20 protein-coding genes and 1 pseudogene are annotated in these 20,520 nt (G+C 40.7%); 14 read left to right on the top strand and 7 right to left on the bottom strand.

The features are described from left to right. Positions 1-141: 141 nt before the first annotated feature. From AC1DIV_RS27200 to tkt, 7 genes are all read left to right on the top strand, one after another. On the top strand, positions 142-1,263 hold the full coding sequence (locus AC1DIV_RS27200; protein WP_328138826.1) for an MDR/zinc-dependent alcohol dehydrogenase-like family protein: 1,122 nt from the start codon (positions 142-144) through the stop codon (positions 1,261-1,263). A gap of 80 nt (positions 1,264-1,343) precedes the next feature. After that, the gene (locus AC1DIV_RS27195) at positions 1,344-2,615 is read left to right on the top strand and encodes an MFS transporter (protein WP_477577838.1); all 1,272 of its coding nucleotides are present in this window, start codon (positions 1,344-1,346) and stop codon (positions 2,613-2,615) included. Between the two features lie 173 nt (positions 2,616-2,788). Beyond that, the gene (gene rpiB / locus AC1DIV_RS27190; RefSeq protein ID WP_054396694.1) at positions 2,789-3,274 is read left to right on the top strand and encodes a ribose 5-phosphate isomerase B; all 486 of its coding nucleotides are present in this window, start codon (positions 2,789-2,791) and stop codon (positions 3,272-3,274) included. Next, positions 3,255-4,259 (top strand): dihydroxyacetone kinase subunit DhaK, encoded by a 1,005-nt coding sequence (locus AC1DIV_RS27185; RefSeq protein WP_477577837.1) that lies wholly within the window; start codon positions 3,255-3,257, stop codon positions 4,257-4,259. The genes rpiB and AC1DIV_RS27185 overlap by 20 nt, the downstream gene beginning before the upstream one ends. A 13-nt stretch (positions 4,260-4,272) precedes the next feature. After that, positions 4,273-4,923: a dihydroxyacetone kinase subunit DhaL gene (gene dhaL, locus AC1DIV_RS27180; protein WP_477577836.1), complete on the top strand. Its 651-nt coding sequence runs from the start codon at positions 4,273-4,275 to the stop codon at positions 4,921-4,923. Positions 4,924-5,064: 141 nt separating this feature from the next. Further along, the gene (glpX, locus tag AC1DIV_RS27175) at positions 5,065-6,039 is read left to right on the top strand and encodes a class II fructose-bisphosphatase (RefSeq protein ID WP_477577835.1); all 975 of its coding nucleotides are present in this window, start codon (positions 5,065-5,067) and stop codon (positions 6,037-6,039) included. Positions 6,040-6,055: 16 nt separating this feature from the next. Then, on the top strand, positions 6,056-8,110 hold the full coding sequence (tkt, locus tag AC1DIV_RS27170) for a transketolase (protein ID WP_477577834.1): 2,055 nt from the start codon (positions 6,056-6,058) through the stop codon (positions 8,108-8,110). A 904-nt stretch (positions 8,111-9,014) separates the two neighbouring features. Here tkt and AC1DIV_RS27165 read toward each other — a convergent pair. The 7 genes and pseudogenes from AC1DIV_RS27165 to AC1DIV_RS27135 form a co-directional block, all read right to left on the bottom strand. Beyond that, a pseudogene (locus AC1DIV_RS27165) lies at positions 9,015-9,169 on the bottom strand (carboxymuconolactone decarboxylase family protein); the annotation flags it as partial. Positions 9,170-9,868: 699 nt separating this feature from the next. After that, positions 9,869-10,213, bottom strand: coding sequence for a DMT family transporter (locus AC1DIV_RS27160; protein ID WP_477577833.1), 345 nt, complete (start codon positions 10,211-10,213; stop codon positions 9,869-9,871). Positions 10,214-10,289: 76 nt separating this feature from the next. Beyond that, positions 10,290-11,219, bottom strand: a complete 930-nt coding sequence (locus AC1DIV_RS27155) for a TauD/TfdA dioxygenase family protein (protein ID WP_477577832.1) — start codon at positions 11,217-11,219, stop codon at positions 10,290-10,292. Beyond that, positions 11,176-12,042 (bottom strand): ABC transporter ATP-binding protein, encoded by an 867-nt coding sequence (locus AC1DIV_RS27150; protein WP_477577831.1) that lies wholly within the window; start codon positions 12,040-12,042, stop codon positions 11,176-11,178. The genes AC1DIV_RS27155 and AC1DIV_RS27150 overlap by 44 nt, the downstream gene beginning before the upstream one ends. A gap of 23 nt (positions 12,043-12,065) precedes the next feature. Continuing rightward, positions 12,066-12,866: a taurine ABC transporter substrate-binding protein gene (locus AC1DIV_RS27145; RefSeq protein ID WP_477577830.1), complete on the bottom strand. Its 801-nt coding sequence runs from the start codon at positions 12,864-12,866 to the stop codon at positions 12,066-12,068. Positions 12,867-12,877: 11 nt separating this feature from the next. After that, a complete protein-coding gene (locus AC1DIV_RS27140) occupies positions 12,878-13,105 on the bottom strand; it encodes a hypothetical protein (protein ID WP_477577829.1) in 228 nt (75 codons plus the stop codon). A gap of 30 nt (positions 13,106-13,135) precedes the next feature. After that, on the bottom strand, positions 13,136-13,936 hold the full coding sequence (locus tag AC1DIV_RS27135; RefSeq protein ID WP_477577828.1) for an ABC transporter permease subunit: 801 nt from the start codon (positions 13,934-13,936) through the stop codon (positions 13,136-13,138). 620 nt (positions 13,937-14,556) lie between these two features. Here AC1DIV_RS27135 and AC1DIV_RS27130 point away from each other — a divergent pair. From AC1DIV_RS27130 to AC1DIV_RS27100, 7 genes are read left to right on the top strand one after another with little or no spacing between them, the layout of a single operon-like run. Continuing rightward, on the top strand, positions 14,557-14,862 hold the full coding sequence (locus AC1DIV_RS27130; protein ID WP_477577827.1) for an aquaporin: 306 nt from the start codon (positions 14,557-14,559) through the stop codon (positions 14,860-14,862). A gap of 2 nt (positions 14,863-14,864) precedes the next feature. Then, a complete protein-coding gene (locus AC1DIV_RS27125) occupies positions 14,865-16,709 on the top strand; it encodes a propanediol/glycerol family dehydratase large subunit (RefSeq protein ID WP_477577826.1) in 1,845 nt (614 codons plus the stop codon). Positions 16,710-16,722: 13 nt separating this feature from the next. After that, positions 16,723-17,301 carry a propanediol/glycerol family dehydratase medium subunit gene (locus tag AC1DIV_RS27120; RefSeq protein WP_477577825.1) on the top strand — a complete coding sequence of 193 codons (579 nt, stop codon included), beginning with the start codon at positions 16,723-16,725 and terminating at the stop codon, positions 17,299-17,301. Positions 17,302-17,311: 10 nt separating this feature from the next. Further along, the gene (locus tag AC1DIV_RS27115; protein WP_477577824.1) at positions 17,312-17,758 is read left to right on the top strand and encodes a diol dehydratase small subunit; all 447 of its coding nucleotides are present in this window, start codon (positions 17,312-17,314) and stop codon (positions 17,756-17,758) included. Positions 17,759-17,762: 4 nt separating this feature from the next. After that, positions 17,763-19,601 (top strand): diol dehydratase reactivase subunit alpha, encoded by a 1,839-nt coding sequence (locus tag AC1DIV_RS27110; protein ID WP_477577823.1) that lies wholly within the window; start codon positions 17,763-17,765, stop codon positions 19,599-19,601. Next, positions 19,598-19,963, top strand: coding sequence for a glycerol dehydratase reactivase beta/small subunit family protein (locus AC1DIV_RS27105; RefSeq protein ID WP_477577822.1), 366 nt, complete (start codon positions 19,598-19,600; stop codon positions 19,961-19,963). Before AC1DIV_RS27110 ends, AC1DIV_RS27105 begins: the two co-directional genes overlap by 4 nt. Continuing rightward, a complete protein-coding gene (locus tag AC1DIV_RS27100; RefSeq protein ID WP_477577821.1) occupies positions 19,950-20,384 on the top strand; it encodes a GlcG/HbpS family heme-binding protein in 435 nt (144 codons plus the stop codon). The genes AC1DIV_RS27105 and AC1DIV_RS27100 overlap by 14 nt, the downstream gene beginning before the upstream one ends. Positions 20,385-20,520 lie beyond the last annotated feature (136 nt).

Raw genomic sequence — 20,520 nt, 5'->3', positions numbered from 1 at the left:
ATAGTAAAGGTAATATACTGAAAATAGAAATCAGAGAAATACTGTAAAATAACAATGGGAAGACTGAAAATTTGTATTTTTTAGTCGAAAATGTAAGCGTTATCTGTGAGAAAATCAACATAATATGAGGAGAGATGTAGCATGTTCAAAAATCATACAACAGCAATTCAAGAAAATAATAATCAAACAATCCCTACAACAATGAAAGCGGTTGTGGCATATTCCCCTGGTGATTATCGCCTTGAAGAAGTCCCTGTTCCGCAAATTGGAGAAGGTGAAATTTTAGTTAAAGTAGAAGCATGCGGCATTTGTGCCGGAGACTTGAAAGCGTTTGACGGAGCACCAAGCTTTTGGGGAGACGATCAACAGCCAGCATACATTAAAGCGCCAATGATTCCAGGTCATGAATTTATCGGTCATGTTGTCTCACTTGGTGAGGGCGTCAAAGGCGACTTTAAAATTGGTGACCGTATTATATCGGAACAGATTGTTCCTTGCTGGGACTGCCGCTTCTGTAAACGCGGCCAATACTGGATGTGTGAAAAACATGACTTGTACGGTTTCCAGGAGAATGTAAACGGCGGAATGGCTGAATATATGAAATTTACGAAAGAAGCGATTAATTATAAAGTGCCGGAAAATCTTCCAATAGAAAAAGCAATTTTGATTGAACCTTATGCATGCTCGTATCATGCTGTAGAGCGTGCACAAATTCAACTTGGTGATGTTGTTGTACTTGCAGGGGCTGGAACACTTGGACTTGGCATGATCGGTGCAATCAAAAAATCAGGACCGGGCAAACTAATTGTTCTTGACCTTTTTGAAGAGCGTTTAGAAATGGCGAAACAATTCGGTGCGGATATGGTATTAAATCCGGCAAAAGACGATGTGAATGCGATTATAAAAAAGCTGACAGACGGCTATGGCTGCGACATCTATATTGAAGCGACTGGTGCACAAAAATCAGTTGAACAAGGGTTGAATATGATTCGTAAACTGGGCCGTTTCGTTGAATTCAGCGTATTTAAAGAACCTGTAACAGTAGACTGGAGCATTATCAGTGACAGGAAAGAACTTGATGTACTCGGTTCTCACCTTGGTCCATACTGCTATGAGCCTGTTATTAAAGGCATTGCAAACGGTGACCTTCCTACAGAAGGGGTTGTCACACATGAACTTCCACTTGAAGAATTTGAAAAAGGATTCCAACTTGTGAAAAGTGGAAAAGAGTCATTAAAAGTCGTCCTAAACCCAAATCTATAAAACTATTAATTAACGAATAGGTTCCTGCTTTGTTTGGAACCTATTTCTGTAAATAAACACGAATAAAGAGGAGGAAAACGATGAATCAAGGACTTTTAGGCAAACTTGGGATGGATTCCAAAATGGCCATGGGATATATTGGTGTTTTGCTGTTTATGATGGGTGACGGCTTGGAATTAGGATGGCTATCCTCCTATTTAATTGATAATGGTTTAACTGTTCAGCAATCTGCTCTTCTATTTAGTGTATATGGTTTCTCTGTTGCAATTGCAGCCTGGTTTTCTGGCGTACTCGCTGAAGTATTAGGTCCCCGCAAAGCCATGTCGATTGGGGTGGCACTATTTATAGCAGGAACACTCGTTTTTTTAACAGTGGGTCTTCCGACAATGAATCTAGCTGTTATGATTCCTACGTATTCACTTCGTGGACTGGGTTACCCATTATTTGCATATTCTTTCCTCGTTTGGCTGACATATTACGCGCCTGCAGAAAGACTAGGAACTGCAGTCGGCTGGTTCTGGGTGTCATTTGCAGGAGGATTGAATGTACTGGGAGCTTATTACTCCAGTTTTGCGCTTTCTTATCTAGGAGAAATGAAAACGCTTTGGAGTGCACTTGTATTTGTAACACTTGGAGCTTTAATTGCAATTTTGTTAAACAAAGATGATGGAAGTAATAGAATGAAATTTCATTCTAAAGCGGAAGCACTTAAATATATTTCAAAAGGGATCACTATTGCATTTGAGCGTCCAAAAGTCGGACTGGGTGGCATCGTTCGTACAATTAATACGGCAGGGGCATACGGATTTGTTGTGTTTCTTCCGGCATATATGATGGAAGTTGGGTTTACTAGGACTGAATGGTTGCAGATTTATGGTGCATTATGGTCTAGTAATGTTATTTTCAACTTAATATGGGGGATTATTGGAGATAAATTAGGCTGGCGTAACACAGTTATGTGGTTTGGTGGTGTAGGATGTGCTGTATTCACAGCGGCACTTTATTATATTCCTTCCTTTATGGGAGCAAATTATATGGTGACAACACTTGTCGCAATTTGTTTCGGTGCATGTCTTGCTGCATACGTGCCTCTTTCTGCATTGATTCCATCACTTGCCCCAGAAAACCGTGGAGCTGCAATGTCTATTTTGAACCTGGGTGCTGGTCTGAGTACATTTGTTGGCCCGGCCCTTGTCGGTCTTTTCATTGGGAGTGTCGGAACAGTAGGCGTAATTTGGATATATACAGGACTATATTTATTGAGTGCTTTTATAATGAAATTTGTTACATTGCCTAAAAAAGAAGAAACAAAAACACTGGACAAGTCCTCTATCGTGCAAGCTGTTCAATGAACAAACGATGAGAACATCTTTTAAAAGATGTTCTCAATTTTTATTGAAATTTCATTAAATGAAAATAAATAAAAATAAATGATAATAAATATTGACTTTTTTATTATCGAATGAAAAAATAAAAATAAGAATAATGACAATAAAACAGGAAAATAATGAAAGGGCGTTGTATAATGAAAATTGGGTTAGGTTCTGATCATAATGCTTTTGATATGAAAGATAGTTTGAAAGAGTATATTAAAGAATTGGGACACGAGGTTGTTGATTACGGTTCTGAAGATTCATGTACAGAAATTGATTATCCTGGCGTAGCTTTCCAGGTTGCTAATGACATTAATGAACAAAAATTAGATCGTGCCATATTAGTTTGTGGTACAGGTATCGGAATGGCGATTGCGGCAGGTAAAGTACCAGGTATTCGTGCAGCTCTTTGCCATGATACATACTCAGCCGAACGTGCACAAAAAAGTAATGACGCACAAGTGTTAACAATGGGTGCAAAGGTTATCGGAATTGAACCAGCTAAAAATGTAGTGAAAGTGTACTTAGAGTCTGAATTCCCTGGCGGCAACTCAGCAAGAAAAGTTAAGCAAATAATGGACAAAGAGCAAGACTTTTTGAAAGGAGCTGTAGCAAAGCATGAAAAAGCTCATCAATAATCCAACGAGAGTTGTAGAGGAAATGATTGAAGGATATGTAAAAGCATATCCGAAACATGTAAGAAAATTAGTTGAAAATGACCGTGCACTTGTTACGGCGAAGGAAACAAATGACAGAAAAGTAGGCGTCCTCATTGGCGGTGGATCGGGCCACGAACCTGCATTTATGGGGTATGTGGGTGATGGCATGGCTGACGGTGTAGCCGTAGGAAATATTTTTGCTTCTCCGCCACCAGATCCCATTTTGGAAGCGACGAAAGCCATTGATAAAGGAAATGGCGTTATTTATGTATATGGTAACTATGCTGGAGACGTAATGAACTTCGGCATGGCAGCAGAACTGGCTGATCTTGAAAGCGGTATCCGAGTTGGTTCCGTGCTTGTAACAGATGATGTAGCTTCTGCACCAAAAGAAGAAAAAGAAAAACGCAGAGGGATCGCAGGCGAATTTTTCGTCACTAAGGCAGCAGGTGCGGCAGCGGATAAAGGATATAATTTGGATGATGTGGTACGTGTGGCTCAAAAAGCAAACGATTACACACGTACAATGGGAGTCGGCTTAACACCTTGCTCACTACCACAGACAGGAAAACCTAGCTTTGAACTTGCTGACAATGAAATGGAAATCGGTCTTGGTCATCACGGTGAACCAGGGATCGAAAAAGGTGACTTGCAGCCCGCTGATCAAGTAGTTGATCGCCTCATTCATGATATTTTGGCTGACATGCCAGTTGAGTCAGGAGAAAAGGTAGCTGTTCTTATAAACGGTTTAGGTTCAACAACAAACATGGAACTTTACATAATGTTTAGACGTGTAGAGCAAATTTTAAGTGGAAAAGGCATTGAAATACACCGTTCATATGTAGGCAGCTATAGCACGTCTCTTGAAATGGGTGGTGCGTCTGTCACCATTACAAAATTAGATGAAGAATTGGCCGAGTTTGTAGACCATCCTGCAGACTGCCCAATGTACGTCCAAAAATAAGGAGGAACTTGCGATGAAGGTAACAGCTGAAGACTTCAAAACCTTTTTGAAAAACGTTGTAACAATGATTGAAGAACAAAAAGATTATTTGTGTGAATTAGACCGGAAGCTGGGTGACGGTGATCATGGTGTCACTATGTCCATTGGATGGCAGGCTGTTAACGAAAAACTAGATGGCGAACTGAAAGACGAGAAGGATATCGCTAAAATCAGTATTTTAATAGGTCGCACGTTTTTAAGTGCTGTCGGTTCTTCTGTGGGTCCTCTTTATGCAACTGGTTTTATGAGAGGTGCTAAAGCATTTCAAGGGAAATTGGAACTTGGTGATGAAGAATTAAAGGATTTCTGGGTAGCCTTTGTGCAAGGGATTAAGGAACGCGGCAAAGCGGAGGTTGGTGATAAAACGATGATTGATACACTGCAGCCGGCACTTGAAAGTTTACAATCGAATTTTGCACAAACGAATGACTTTGTTGCTTCCTTTACGGAAGCGGTTAAAGCGGCAGAGCAAGGGATGGAGTCAACAAAAGAAATGATTTCTAAGCGCGGACGTTCAAGCCGTCTTGGTGAACGTTCACTTGGTACAATGGATCCTGGTGCAACATCTTCTTACATGATTCTTAACACATTTTTAACAACCATTAAATCGGCTCAAACAGTTTGAAAATATATCACATCGGATAAAAAAATTCACCCGCACGTCAACAATAATTTAATTATTTTGACTTTTATATCGATGTGGGTAAATTTTTACCTATTAATGAATAAATATACACAACTATGAATATTAGGAGGTTGACTCTAGTTGTCTAATGTGAACATTAAGCAAAAAGATAGTGTTCAATCACTGGCCGGTGACTTTTTAGTTGTTGCCCAAAAAGCGGCGATTGCGGCATATCCTTGGATCGGAAAAGGAAATAAAATTGGAGCGGACGGAGCCGGAACGACAGCAATGCGCGAAGAGATGAACCGCATAAATATGAATGCTTTGATTGTTATTGGCGAAGGAGAAATGGATGAAGCGCCGATGCTGTATATTGGTGAGAAGCTTGGTGCCGGCACTGGACCACAAGTAGATATTGCGGTTGATCCAGTGGAGGGAACAACCCTTGTTTCAAAAGGACAAGATAATTCACTGGCAGTTATTGCGGTTGCTAAACATGGAACCCTTTTACATGCGCCGGATATGTACATGGAAAAAATTGCAGTCGGTCCTAAAGCAAAAGGCTGTATAAATATAAATGCTTCTCTAACAGCAAACATGAAGTCCGTCGCAAAAGCGCTAGGGAAGGATTTAAGTGAACTGACAGTCATGATGCAGGAACGTCCGCGCCACGATCATTTAATGAAACAAGTCTTTAACCTTGGGGCAAAAGTCCGATTATTTTCAGATGTTGATATTACTGGAGCAGTTGCTACAGCGGTTGATGAACTGGATGTAGATATTCTTGTGGGAACCGGCGGTGCACCAGAGGGTGTGATTGCTGCCGTTGCACTGAAGTGCCTTGGCGGTGATTTCCAAGGGCGACTTGTTCCCGAATCTGAAAAGGAACTGGCACGTTGTATAAAGATGGGACTTTCCAATCCTCGTGCTGTGTTGACGATGGATGACATTGTGAAGTCAAATGACTGCTTTTTTGTAGCAACAGGCATTACAGACGGCCCTTTGTTAAAAGGAGTCCGCCAAAAAAGAAACAATGCGATGACAACACACTCTTTTGTTGCGACAGCGAAACAGTCGCAGTTTATAGAAGCACGCCACGAGGTCCTATTTACTTGAAAGTGGAGGAACAAACATGACTACTGTACTTTATATTGAACAATTATCTATTAATGCAATTCGAACGCTTTCTATTGATGCAATAGAACAGTCGAAGTCAGGCCACCCAGGTATGCCGATGGGTGCTGCTCCTATGGCATTTACACTGTGGTCTCAGTTTATGAACTACAATCCGGATAATCCTAATTGGTTTAACCGTGACCGTTTTGTTTTATCTGCAGGCCACGGCTCGATGCTTTTATACAGCTTACTACATTTGACAGGTTTTGATGTGTCACTCGATGATTTAAAAAAGTTCCGCCAGTGGGGAAGTAAAACCCCTGGGCATCCAGAGTATGGTCAAACCCCCGGGGTAGATGCAACGACAGGACCACTCGGCCAGGGAATTGCGATGGCAGTCGGAATGGCAATAGCAGAGCGTCATTTGGCAGCGGTCTACAACCGTGATTCTTTCAATATTGTGGATCATTACACATACAGTATTTGCGGCGACGGTGATTTAATGGAAGGCGTCTCAGCGGAAGCGGCATCACTAGCAGGTCATTTGAAGCTTGGACGCTTAATCGTTTTATACGACTCGAATGATATATCACTAGATGGCGACTTGAATATGTCATTTAGTGAAAATGCAGCCGACCGTTTTAAAGCATACGGATGGCAGGTTATACGCGTGGAGGACGGTAATGATACCGAATCTATTACGAAGGCGATTACGGAAGCGAAAGAAAATGAACATCAGCCAACGTTAATTGAAGTGAAAACAGTGATCGGTTATGGTTCCCCAAATAAAGGTGGGAAATCGGATTCTCACGGAGCACCACTTGGAAAAGATGAAGTAAGGCTTGTGAAAGAATACTATCAATGGAGCTATGAAGAGGACTTTTATATACCGGATGAAGTGAAAGCTTTCTTTGCTAAGTTAAAAGACACGAGTGCAGAAAAAGAACAGGAATGGAATGAACTTTGCGCTAAGTATAAACAGGCGTATCCTGAACTCGAGAAGCAATTTGGTGAAGCGATTAGTGGTGTACTTCCTGAAAGCTGGAGTGATTCCTTGCCTGAATACGAAGTAGGCAAAGATAAGCTTGCCACACGGACATCAAGTGGCGCGGCATTAAATGCACTTGCCCAAAAGGTGCCGGCTTTGTTTGGGGGTTCGGCTGACCTTGCTTCGTCCAACAAAACAAGCCTGGAAAATTCTGGGGATTTCAGCTCTGCAGATTACAGCGGCCGGAATATTTGGTTTGGTGTTCGTGAATTTGCGATGGGGGCGGCATTAAACGGAATGGCTCTTCATGGTGGTGTTAAAGCGTTTGGTGCAACGTTCTTCGTTTTTTCCGATTACTTGCGTCCAGCGATTCGCATGGCAGCATTAATGAAACTGCCAGTGGCGTATGTCTTCACACATGACAGTATTGCAGTTGGAGAAGACGGGCCGACACATGAGCCTGTCGAACAATTGGCATCATTACGGGCAATACCAGGACTGTCCGTTATTCGTCCTGCTGAAGGTAATGAAACAGTGGCTGCTTGGAGGCTGGCGCTTGAAAGTATTGATGAACCGATAGCGCTTGTCCTAACACGTCAAGATTTACCGACACTTGTAACAGGTGATCAGGCGTATGAAGGTGTAAAGTGCGGAGCCTATGTTTTATCCGAAGCAAAAGAAGCGGTAGTTGGGTTGCTACTTGCAACTGGTTCAGAAGTGGCTCTTGCCGTTGAAGCTCAATCTAAACTAGCACAAGAAGGTATTAACGTTTCTGTTGTTAGTATGCCAAGCTGGGATCGGTTTGAAAAACAGTCTGATGAGTATAAACAAAGTGTAATTTCACCGGATATAAAAATTCGGTTAGCCATTGAAATGGGGGCTTCACTCGGATGGCACCGTTACACAGGCGTTGATGGCGCAGTACTCTCCATCGATCGGTATGGCGCATCAGCACCGGGTGAAAAATTGATTGAAGAATTTGGTTTTACGGTAGAAAACGTTGTTTCGGAATTTAAAAAACTAATAAAAGTGGGAATGATAGATCGTTCTTATGAGAGTAACAAAAAAATTGCTCATATATAGAATATTTTTGCTCTTACGTCATCATGAACAAGTTTAATAACCCATCTTCTCCTTATTAACCCGTTCGTAAAAGTAGACATTTGCGAACGGTTCGTTTTTATATTGAATTGTACGATATAAGTCGTTCGAAAAAGTCTGTTTGAGTTTACGGACGTTCGCTGGTTGTTATGTACATTTACGAACGTGTCTAAAAGTTACAAGTTCTAGAGACTTGAAAAAACACTTCAATTCGTCCTGTCACTTTGACCGATAATTTGCGTATATTTTAAGCGTTATTTTGCATATCAAACTTTAAAGACCCAGCTACCTTCACATCAGAAGATTAGCTGGGTTTCTTCATTGTTTACATAATCTGCCTAGTAAAAAAGCAACTGCTCATAGTAGCAATCGCGCTCCCCTTGTCCTCTTTAACAAGATATGTCTGTAAAATTATCTTGTATAGGACAAGCTATTAGGGGATATGTGGATTTTTCAAGAATGCTCATTTTACAAAAAGTAAGGTAGTATGCTATTTATCAAAAAAGAGTAGAAATGGATCGTAAATCGTATCTGCGAAGACATCTCTTGATAACACAAAATAATCTACATACTATTTAACTTATAGGGTGTGGCCGTCAATTGGCTACACGATTTGAATGTACGATTTTTTACATAATCTACATTCAATTTAAAGTGAAAAAGTCACCCTTAATTAACTAACGGGGCAGATTAGTTATTCACCTTTATTTGGAAACTCCGTTATGATTAGGACATTATTTAGGGAATTGTCCTAAATTGTAAAAAGTTCATAAAAAAGGGTGTTACATGATTAATATGTATCACCCTTTTAATACTTAATTTACAAACGCGCATTGATTCCTAAAGATTTATACTTAAATAGGGATAAAAATTTCTTATTTTGCTGCTAAATGGAGAGTCGATTCCAACTAATAATTTGATTATCAAAATAACAAGATTTACATAGTCTTTTTCACTAAAATGTATACGCACTCGATTATAAAGATCATCAGGAACACTAAAAGTTGGAACCAAAGTCACATGTTCAGTTAAATCTAATGCAAAAAATATCATTTTTACTCCATGTAATTAATGTTTTTCAAATTAATCAACGCAATGTTCAATTGTTCTGAAATGTTACATTAGAATAAGAACGATTAAATTTGATTGAATAGATCAATACGTAAATAATGATAGTGCAGCAATAAATTAAAGCAAAATTAATGAAAAATTCAAATTAAAAAATTGAGTAAGTACTCCGACCCCAATAATCGGAACAATAAATCCAGAGTAGGCGCATAAATAAAAAGCCGAAATAACTCGTGGGCGTTCTTCAGGTTTCGGTAACGAACTAGCTAGCCTTAAAGTAGTTTGAAAAACGTCCACCCACCGCCAATAGCTTGAATGAATATAGCTACCCAGAGCATTAATAAACTCGATGTCTGGCCAGAATAAACCAACTTTATCTCAACGAACCTGAAGCTGGAAACTGTTACATTTCTCAGCAACGGTTAAAGGATCAGCGATTAGAAGACTTAGGCACATTTGTTAAGATTAATAATAAAATCTAGATATTATTATTTATCGCTTGTAATCATGTGCCTTTATATTACTTATTCAATTTGTTCTCATTATAATAATGTTTTTCTTCATTTCATCCGGGAGCTGAAGTTTAACTGTAAAAATAGTGCATGAAATGATCAGAATGGTAGATAAACCATAGACACCCAATAGTTTGAAATGTTCTAATATAATTCTGAGCTAATCGTTCTTCACAGTTTCTGCATGAACACTCCCGCTAAAATTCAAACCTATAACACCAAGTATAATAAGTGCAATTGAAAGAATTTTAATAAGAGAAAGTTGTTCTTTGAAGTAAATTAGCCCAATTACGGATATTGTAGCCGTACCAACACCAGACCAGACAGCGTAAGCCACGCTGACATCAATCTTTTTCAGTGACAGGGTCACAAGCGAGAGACTTACCCCGTAAAAAACAAAGATTGAAATAGAAGGAAGCAGCTTGGTGAATCCCTCTGAAAGTTTCATAGAAGTAGTGCCAATGATTTCGGCAAATACACCTAATATTAGAAAAAACCAGCTCATAATATTGGCTCCTTTTTTAAAATGGCAAACAAAGAACAAATGAAGAATTAATGAAAACTTCATTCGTTCTTTATAATCAGTATGGACGGTCTCCTTTGATGGTTACACGCTCTGCTTTTCGATTATACGGGAAATAATCAGATACGGCATAATGTTGGGTAGCACGATTATCCCAGAAAGCGACTGTATTGACCTCCCAATGGAAACGCACTTGATATTCAGGAATATGTGTCTGACGGAATAAAAGGAGTAGTAATTCTTCACTTTCTGCTTCCTCCAGCCCAATAATCCCCGTCGTAAACGAAGGGTTGACGAAAAGGGTTTTTCTCCCAGTTTCTGGGTGCCTCCTAACAATCGGATGTGCCACGGGAGGGAATTTTTCCTGTTTTTCTAAAAGTTCTTCAGCACTCATTAAATGACTAAACGCAGGAGTGAAATCGTGAAGAGCTTTTAGCTGATCGATGCGTGTCTTCACATCATCCGGTAAATTATCATATGCAACTCCCATATCTGCCCATAATGTATCCCCGCCGACAGGAGGGACGTCAATCAATCGAAGAACCGCTGCTTTAGCGGGTTGTTCTCGGAATGATACATCAGAATGCCAAATGTTTTCATACCCTTCTTGTTTTTTATTTCTGTCAAACTGAATTACTTTATCTGATCGGTTTTCCGGTGATTTATAAAATGGATGGACTTCAAGTTCGCCAAAATTTTGGGCAAAAGTAATTTGCTCTTCAGATGTAATCTTTTGATTTTTAAAGAAAAGGACTTTCCATTCTAGAAGTGCCTCGTTTATTTCCTCCTTTAATTTTTGTGTGAGTGGCTTCGATAAATCGACTCCCTCAATGATGGCCCCGATAACTGGATTTAGAGGCTGAATCGTAAATAGGGAATAGTGGCTAATATCGTTATCGATATTTCTTGTGAGTTGTTTTGGTCCTGCCTTATCTTCTCTAGCTTCAAAATGGAGTGGCCTTGGAAAAGCTTTTGAAACTTTTGTCATTATATTCATCCTTTCCACTATGTTTTATTTCTTTAATTAAGTATGTTCTTAATTCCTGAAATTTTTCTGTTTTAAAGTCGGCCGATTTTTCACTGCTTTTTATTAACGGATTTTGAAAATCGATTGTGATGCGGCCCGGATTCGGTTGCATCACTAATATTCTGGTTCCTAAAAGAAGTGCTTCATCAACGTCATGTGTAATAAAAAAAATACTCTTTTTTGTTTTTCGCCAAATAGACAAGAGGTGATGCTGCATTTTCTCACGAGTTAAGGCATCTAATGCGCTGAAAGGTTCATCCATTAAAACAGCTTGGGGATCTGCAGCGAGTGTGCGTGCAATCGCTGCTCTTTGCTTCATTCCTCCTGACAATTGGTGAGGAAGAAGGTTTTTTGATGATTGTAGATCTACAAGATCCAAATAGTAGTTGACTAATTTTTCGATTTTTTCTTTCGATATGCCCTTCATTTTCAACCCAAACCCTACGTTGTTTTTTATCGTCATCCATGGAAACAAATTAGGATGCTGGAACACAACGCCTACGTCCGCAGTCGGCTTAGAGTACTTTTTCCCATTCAAAAACACACCCCCGGAGGAGGTTTTTTGAAATCCGGCCATAATATTTAATAAGGAAGACTTGCCGCAGCCTGACGGCCCGAGAATGCAGACAAATTCATAGTGATGCAAATTAAATTGAATATCTTGAAGAACTGGTACCAATTTTGAGGAATACTGTAACACGACATCTTTTACTTCAATAATCTTATTTTCCTGCACTTGTTCAGGCGCAATTTGTTCATACGACACAACGGTTGAACGTTCCATGTTGAATCTCATCCCTTCTATACTTATTGATGCGGAGCCTGAAGTAGGGATTTTTTATACTCCTCCAAATCAGGGGCATTAGGAATCGCTTTTTGTTCAACCAGGTAATCAGCTGTTTCTTTAAGTGTTTCTGCAAGTGGTCCATCGAAGTATTCTAGTTGTTTTGAGGCATCCAGCCATACGATTTGTTTCATGGTAACCAAGCTTTCTTCTGGTGTAAGACCCAATTCTTTTGACAGAAGTTCAGCTGACTCTACTGGCTTTTCGTTATAGTATTTGACTGCTTCATCCAATACATCTACATAGCCATTTACAATGGAAGGGTAATTTTCTGCATAATCGTTACGCACGATACCGAGTTCAGCTGTAAGAACACCTTGTTCTGCCAACTTATTAGAATTTGTAATGATTTTTCCTTTTTCCGAAATCAGTTTTGACTGAATTGGCTGCCAAATGTAGGCCCCATCAATATCTCCGCGTTGCCAAGCAGCATAGATATCAGGTGGTTGCATATCTAGCAAAGTAATATTTTCTTTTAAAGGGTCAATTCCTTCTTTTTTCAATGCACCTAGCAAGCTGTAATGTGAGGTGGAACTGAATGTTGTTGCGATTTTCTTTCCTTTCAAATCACTTAAAGTTTGAATGCCAGAGTCCGTTTTTACCACAAGTGCTTCGCTTTCACCAATGATGTCATGAAGATAATATATTTTGTAAGGCATTTTACTTGCAATACCGATTGCGGCTGGAGGAGTGCCGACAAGCCCAAAATCGATACTGCCACTAGCAATGGCGTTATTTACATCGCGTCCAGAATCAAATTTCACCCATTCAACCTTTATGTCTGGGTATTTTTTTCCAGGAGGCCAAGAGCCTTAGCGAGCAGTTCTCCACTTGGTGAGACTTGATACCCCAGTACAATTTTTTTAGGTGCTTTTTCAAAATTAGATTTTGAAGACTGATTATTCGCAGTATAGACTGAGTTCTCGTTAGAGCAAGCAGCAACAAAGATTAGGGCGAATAAAAGTGTTAATGATACCAAAACTTTTCTGTTTATATTTCCCATTTTTTGAATCTCCATTTCCCAATGCTTTTTTTATTTGCCTACCCATGTAAAACGTTTTGATTGATAAAGTCGGATCAAGACGTCTAATAAGATGGCGATAACCCCCATGATAATAATCCCGACAAAAACAATGTCACTTCTCAAATATTTACTAGCATCTAAAACCATCCAGCCGATGCCGCTTGTAGCTGCGACCATCTCTGCCGCAACAAGCGTTGCGTATGTAATCCCAATCGCAGTCCGCAGACCCGTTAAAATATCCGGTTGGCATGAGGGTAAAATAATATGCAGGAGAATATTTCGTTTTTGGGCGCCAAGTGAAAGAGCTGCGTTTATACGATCGACTGGTAGCTTTTGAACGGACGCAACTGTAGCAATAAATAAAGGAGCAAAGGCGCTTAAGTATAAAAGTGCGATTTTTGATTCGTCTTCAATGCCGAGCCATAGAACCAGCAGCGCGTAATATGCCAAAGGAGGCAGCGGTCGGTAAAATTCGATAATAGGATCAAAAACTGCTCTAATGTATCTTGAATATCCACATAAGAGACCCAACGGTATAGCTGTAAAAAAAGCAAATATTAAAGCTGTAAAAAGTCGAAATAAACTATTTGAAATGTGTGTGAGCAGAGAAGCTCCTTTGTACCCTTCCGTAATTAATACAATAAAAGACGACCAAACAACCTGAGGCTGAGGTATAAAATATGAGTTCACCCATCCAAGGTTTGTCACAACGAACCAAATAACAAAAAGCATAGTAACGCTTATAAAAGAAATAAAACGAACCACCCACTTTTTCTTTTCAAAGAATTCGTTTTCCATTTTGCCTTTCATTCCTCCTTTCAATGAGTAAACAAAAAGGCACCCATATCCTAAGATAATAAGGGAGCCTCCAGTTGTCTGGTCGGTAATTTTGTTTATTCCTATTGGTTTAGTTGGTTTATGATATCAAGCTTTAAGTCAACCGTCAATAGGGATATTACCTTTTGGCATTCCATTGACTTTTTTAAAGTGGTCCATATACACATGTCTAGTTAGGTACTAATAAAATTCTTTGATTTAAAAAGTAGAAAAAGTGCTAAGACATGTAAGTTATGTCTAGGGACATTTAAAATTCAGAAAATTATAATAAGTTTATCAAAGTAAAAAAGAGGAGGTTATAGTCAAAAGAAAATATTCAACCTATTACGTTAGCAGTACGTAGGCTCCTTGCCAGTTAGTTGAGCAACAAACTTCCAATGGAAAGAAACAAGGATACGCCCCATCGCTTCATGGAGGTGACTTTTAAAAAATGGAAAGAAGGTGTGTCCCATAAAAGCATTAAAAAGGGAATCAATCGCCGAGTTTATTGGCTGCTTTATTCTGATTTTCTTTGGTGCTGGCTGTGTCGCTGCTCTTGTCTTAAATGAAGCCCAATACACGATTTGGGGTTTAGCCATTTTGGGGGAATAGCGGTGAGTTTGGCTCTTTATTTAACCGCAGCGATTTCGGGAGCGCACATTAACCCAGCTGTCACCTTATCGCTCGCCATTTATCACAAGTTCTCTTGGGCAAAGGTAATCCCTTATATGTTCGCACAAATAGCAGGTACCTTTACAGGGGCTGCCTTAGTCTATGGGCTCTTTCACAATGATTTTCTTCACTATGAAGCCACAAACGAAATCATCGTGGGAGTGCCGAAAGTCAACCTTTGGCAAGTATCATTTCTACCTTCCCTGCCCCCTATCTCAATCATTTTCAAGCGGCAAAAGTTGAGATGACCATGACTGCTTTTTTAATCTCCGCTCTATTTGCCTTTATTGATGAACGAAGTTCATTTGCTCCTTCAAAAGCATTCTTTCCATTAGCCGTAGGGCTGGTTGTCGCAGCACTCGGTGTTTCCTTTGGTACGTTAACTGGGGGCATTGAATCCAGCATGATAGAAAGAGGGATATTTCTTATGCTGCGTTCAAAACGATTTGAGATTTTAGAAGAAAGACCCGTGAATAAAGATGGATTTGTCAAAGAATGGCCAGAAATGGGATTTGTTGCAATGACAGGTCCTAATGATCCAAAGCCTTCTATCAAAGTAGAAAAKGGCACGATTGTAGAATTGGATGAAAAAAGACGAGAAGACTTCGATATGCTCGACCAGTTTATTGCCGATTATACGATTGATGCAAGCGTAACGGAAAAAATCATGGCTCTTGACAGCTTGGAAATTGCCCGAAAACTTGTGGATATTAATGTCCCTCGTTCAGAAATCGTAGAGCTGTCAAAAGGACTCACGCCAGCAAAAGTGTTGGAAGTACTTAATCATATGAATGTCGTGGAAATGATGATGGCTTTACAAAAGATGMGGGCAAGAAAAACGCCGTCCAACCAATGTCATGTCACGAACGTGCGTGATAATCCTGTCCTCATGGCGGCGGAYGCTGCAGAAGCGGGAGTTTACGGATTTGATGAACAGGAAACAACTGTTGGAGTTGTTCGTTATGCCCCCTTCAATGCGTTAGCATTACTCGTYGGTTCCCAAACCGCRAGAGGAGGAATCTTAACACAGGATTCATTAGAAGAAGCGACAGAACTTCGTTTAGCCATGCTTGGATTAACGTCTTACGCTGAAACCATTTCAATTTATGGCACAGAGTCTGTGTTCATGGACGGAGATGATACCCCATGGTCYAAATCATTTTTAGCCTCTGCATATGCTTCACGCGGTGCTAAAATGCGCTTTACATCAGGTACAGGTTCAGAAGTGCAAATGGCCGGAGCWGAAGGRAAATCMATGCTCTATTTAGAAATTCGCTGCGTGATGATGGCCAAGGGAGCAGGCGTGCAAGGGCTACAAAATGGTTCCATTAGTTGTATTGGTATACCAGCCTCWGTACCGAGCGGAATCCGCGCCGTSTTAGCAGAAAATTTGGCGACTACCTTGTTTGATATGGAAGTAGCATCAGGAAAYGACCAAACGTTTTCCCATTCGGAAATCCGACGTAGCGCTAAAATGCTGTGCCAAATGCTACCTGGTACAGATTTTATCTTTGCTGGATTTAGTGCTGTACCGAACAACGAGGATATGTTTGCAGGATCAAATATGGATTCCAGCGATCTGGATGATTACTTGATTCTTCAGCGCGACATGATGGTGGACGGCGGTTTAAAACCAGTAAGCGAAGAAGAGGTAATCAAAGTCCGTTATCAAGCGGCGAAAGCGTTGCAAGCTATTTTTGATGAGCTAGGATTCCCGGTCATTACAGATGAAGAAGTGGAAGCTGCCACTTATGCCAACAGTAGCGAAGATATGYCGAMAAGAAAYGTGGTAGAGGACTTAAAGTCGGCYGAGCAGATTTTACAGGATGGGATTTCAGGATTTGACATCGCGCTTATTTTAGCGAAACGCGGATATCGACAAACAGCTGARCGGATTTTCGATTTGTTAAAACAAAGGGTWGCTGGTGACTATTTGCATACATCAGCCATTATCAATAAGGATAATGTGGTGATAAGTGCGGTCAATGATGAAAATGAYTATAAAGGACCTGGAACGGGCTATCGCCTTAGTCCGGAAAGATGGGAAGAAATCAAAAACATTCGTCAAGCTATCAGTCCGAAAGACTTTGATTAAAGGAGGGAGCAACATGACGGTACCAACRTTTTCTATTGAAATGAAATTAACAGRAATTGGGACGCCAGCRAAAGGAACGAAYGCAASAGAAGTGATAGTAGCCWTAGGCCCAGCTTTTGGAAAAGAGATGAATAAAACAATCGTGAAAGTTGATCACGCTTTGGTTCTGCGTGAAATCCTATCTGGAATTGAAGAGCAGGGAGCCGTTCCYCGGGTGATTCGTAGCTTGCGAACRGCTGACTTAGCTTTTATGGCGCATRGAGCAGCCCAAATAAGTGGTTCAGGTATCAGCATTGGCTTGCAGTCGAGGGGAACGATTGTAATCCACCAGCGCGATTTGGATCCGCTAAGTAAYCTTGAATTATTCCCTCAATCTCCAGTCATTACGTTAGACATGTACCGGGAGATTGGACGGAATGCTGCCATGTATGCGTTAGGGGAAAGCCCTAATCCAGTACTGGTAGTAAATGACGAAATGACACGTCCTAAATATCAGGCKGCMGCTGCCTTGCTTTATTTAAAAGAGTGTCAGTCACTGGTTCCAGAACAGAAGCCAGTTGAATTGAAAGCCGAATTTTTCATAAAAGAATAGGGGGATGAAYATGGAAAATACAATGAAAGAAAMAAYAGAATTTCTMACAAAAGAAGACTATCCACTAGGTTYAAAAAGGCCGGATTTATTGTTTACACCTAGAGAACAGGCTTACAACGATTTAACATTGGATGCTGCTTTAAAAGGAGAGATAACAGGAGCYGATTTACGTATCAGCCCCAAAACGCTTGAAATGCATGCAAACATTAGTGAMAGTTTAGGAAGAACACAACTCGCGAAAAATTTTCGCCGAGCAKCTGAAATGATCAAAATATCTGATGCCCGTATACTAGAAATCTATAATGCTTTGCGCCCGAACCGTTCTACGAAAGAAGAGCTTTTAGCGATTGCCGATGAATTAGAAGAAGAATACGAAGCGACAGAAAACGCAGAATTAATCCGTGAAGCGGCAAATGTGTACGAAAGACGCGGAAGATTAAAGAARAATGAGGACTAAAGGWGTGGTCAAAAAAATTTTAGCCGGTGTMGATATCGGCAATTCATCCACTGAAGTGGCAATCGCGTGTGTGGAGGAGGACCATGCWTATTTTCTTTCCCAACATTTAGTCAAAACTACGGGTATTAAAGGWACGACTGATAAYGTGAAGGGCATCCGTCTTGCTTTGCAGGAAGCGGTCAAAAAAGCAGATATTGAGTTGAARGATATTGATCTTATYAGATTGAATGATGCTGTGCCAGTCATTGGCGATTTGGCSATGGATCTTATTAGCGAAACGATTATCACGGAATCGTCCATGATTGGCCATAATCCGGATACCCCAGGCGGAGCCGGTTTAGGTGTTGGGACAACGGTTTTAATCGATCAATTGTTGAACGTCGAAGAAAAAGAGCAGGATTATATCGCCGTGATYCCTAATTTATTTGATTATGAATGGGTGGCTCACCGYCTAAATCAGGCAAAMAGCGTAGGRATTTCTGTTACCGGGGCAATTGTACAAAAGGATGATGGGGTGTTAATACACAATCGACTGTACAAAAAAATTCCTATCGTCGATGAGGTYGCGTTGATTGAWAAAGTTCCTCTTTTAAAGTTGGCCGCGATTGAAGTTGCTTTACCAGGTCATGTCATTCGAACATTAAGTAATCCATACGGGCTCTCTACTGTCTTTCAGTTGGATYCGGACCAGACGWTACAAATTGCTTTAGTCGCTAAAGCATTAGTTGGCAACCGTTCKGCCGTAGTAATCCGGACACCGCAGGGGGAAGTCGTTGAACGGAAAATAGAAGCGGGACGATTCATGTTAATWGGGACAAACAACCGGCAGCTAGAAGTATCCATTAACGATGGGGCAGAATCCATTATGAAAAAGTATGAAAAACTGGAAACGCTGATAGACGTCAAGGGAGAAACAGGAACTAATGTCGGAGGGATGTTTAACGGGCTCCGTCATGATTTAGCTCAACTCACCGGACAATYACCCCTTGAAATTACCATCTCAGATCTTCTAGCGGTTGATGCGGTAATCCCGACCTCCATTAGCGGTTCCATGGCGGGTGAGCTTTCCATGGAAAGTGGCGTCGCATTAGCCTCCATGGTCAAAACAGATAAAGTGCCGGTCCAAAAAGTGGCTTCTTTATTGGAAAAAGAAATGGGCATCGAGGTTGAAGTGGGAGGAGTTGAAGCGGAAATGGCCATSCGCGGGGCCTTAACGACTCCCGGCACGAGAAAACCAATTGTCATTCTCGATATGGGCGGTGGCTCAACCGATGCTGCCATGATGAATGAATCCGGCAACATCATCTCAAGCCACTTGGCTGGTGCAGGAGACATGGTAACGATGCTGATTAATTCTGAACTCGCATTGAGAGACAAGGAACTAGCTGAAAAAATAAAAAAATTCCCTTTAGGAAAAGTGYTGAGCTTGTTCCATATGCAACTAGAAGAYGGRACAATGTTATTTTCTGAAGAGCCTTTTCCTCCGTAYACCTTYGGAAAAGTAGTCATTCGGGAAGAAAAAGATCTCACGCCATTATCAACCAAGGTATCCATGGAAAAGGTCAGGGAAATACGCCGCAGCGCCAAGCGAAGAGTATTTTTAACGAATGCTCTGCGTGCGCTTAAGCGAGTAATCCCAACAGGCAATTTAAAACACTTGTCCTTTGTTGTCATGGTGGGGGGATCGGCACTTGACTTTGAAATTCCACAAATGTTGACAGAAGAACTAGGTAARTATGGTATCGTTGCCGGTTTTGCCAATATTCGYGGTACAGAAGGCCCAAGAAATGCGGTGGCAACCGGTTTGGTCTTATCCTCTATCAGGCATGAGGTATTCAAATGAATAAACGAGACGTATACATTACAATTTTATATAACAGCGCACTTTCCMCTAGACAAATTCAAGAAGTGTGTGCGGGCTTGGAAGAAGAAGGGGTTCCATTCTTACTTCAAGAGGGGAACAAARCAAGTAGTTTTATAGAACTAGGGTGGGAAGCAGCATCTATATCCCCTTTGCAAGTTGGTATAGGSATTGAACAAAATGGCGATTTATGTTTACATCACGAAAAATTGAAACCAGAAGAACCCTATTTACAGGACAGCCTTCAAAACGGGCGCAGATTAGGAAAGAACGCGGCTCGTCTAATCAAAGGCTTACCCTTAATCTTTTTAATAGGAAAGGATGAAAAATATGGAGCAGATTAATTTAGAATTAGCAAAAAARCTAATTGAGGGTGCTGAAAAGGTAGCAAACGAAATCGAAGTCCCTATGGTCATTAGCATTGTGGATGAAGGAGGGAACTTCATAGCCTGCCATCGAATGGATGATGCTTTATTGGTCAGTGTGGATATTGCCCAAAACAAAGCCTGGACYTCAGTAGCAATGAAAATGCCCACAGCAGACTTAGCTCAGGCAGCMGGAATGGGAAAWGAACTTTACGGTATTAATACAACCAATAATGGACGGGTTGTCGTGTTCGGCGGAGGCATTCCTTTACRYAAAAAAGGCCGAATTATTGGGGCAATTGGCGTAAGCGGCGGCTCRGTCGAGGAGGATATACGAGTAGCCCAAGCGGCTGTTAATGTGCTGRATGATATAGAAKTAACTTCTAGTCTCATCAGATAGGGTCCGTATGGTATTCATTGGAGGTCTWCCTGCCATCCAGTTAATATACAATGTTAATATCCTKGGARCCAACGATTCAATCTGTTTGGTTCCMAGGATATCATCTGTTTGATGAAAGTTAAATTGGTTAGTATGT

The organism is Peribacillus sp. 05N428 (assembly GCF_056397085.1).
The sequence above is the reverse complement of the archived record's forward strand: the minus strand, read 5'-3'. Positions and strand labels throughout refer to the sequence as shown.

Coding starts and splice junctions, on each gene's coding strand:
- AC1DIV_RS27200 (WP_328138826.1), top strand. CDS start 142: ATGTTCAAAAATCATACAACAGCAATTCAAGAAAATAATAATCAAACA.
- AC1DIV_RS27195 (WP_477577838.1), top strand. CDS start 1,344: ATGAATCAAGGACTTTTAGGCAAACTTGGGATGGATTCCAAAATGGCC.
- rpiB (WP_054396694.1), top strand. CDS start 2,789: ATGAAAATTGGGTTAGGTTCTGATCATAATGCTTTTGATATGAAAGAT.
- AC1DIV_RS27185 (WP_477577837.1), top strand. CDS start 3,255: ATGAAAAAGCTCATCAATAATCCAACGAGAGTTGTAGAGGAAATGATT.
- dhaL (WP_477577836.1), top strand. CDS start 4,273: ATGAAGGTAACAGCTGAAGACTTCAAAACCTTTTTGAAAAACGTTGTA.
- tkt (WP_477577834.1), top strand. CDS start 6,056: ATGACTACTGTACTTTATATTGAACAATTATCTATTAATGCAATTCGA.
- AC1DIV_RS27160 (WP_477577833.1), bottom strand. CDS start 10,213: ATGAGCTGGTTTTTTCTAATATTAGGTGTATTTGCCGAAATCATTGGC.
- AC1DIV_RS27155 (WP_477577832.1), bottom strand. CDS start 11,219: ATGACAAAAGTTTCAAAAGCTTTTCCAAGGCCACTCCATTTTGAAGCT.
- AC1DIV_RS27150 (WP_477577831.1), bottom strand. CDS start 12,042: ATGGAACGTTCAACCGTTGTGTCGTATGAACAAATTGCGCCTGAACAA.
- AC1DIV_RS27140 (WP_477577829.1), bottom strand. CDS start 13,105: ATGGGAAATATAAACAGAAAAGTTTTGGTATCATTAACACTTTTATTC.
- AC1DIV_RS27135 (WP_477577828.1), bottom strand. CDS start 13,936: ATGAAAGGCAAAATGGAAAACGAATTCTTTGAAAAGAAAAAGTGGGTG.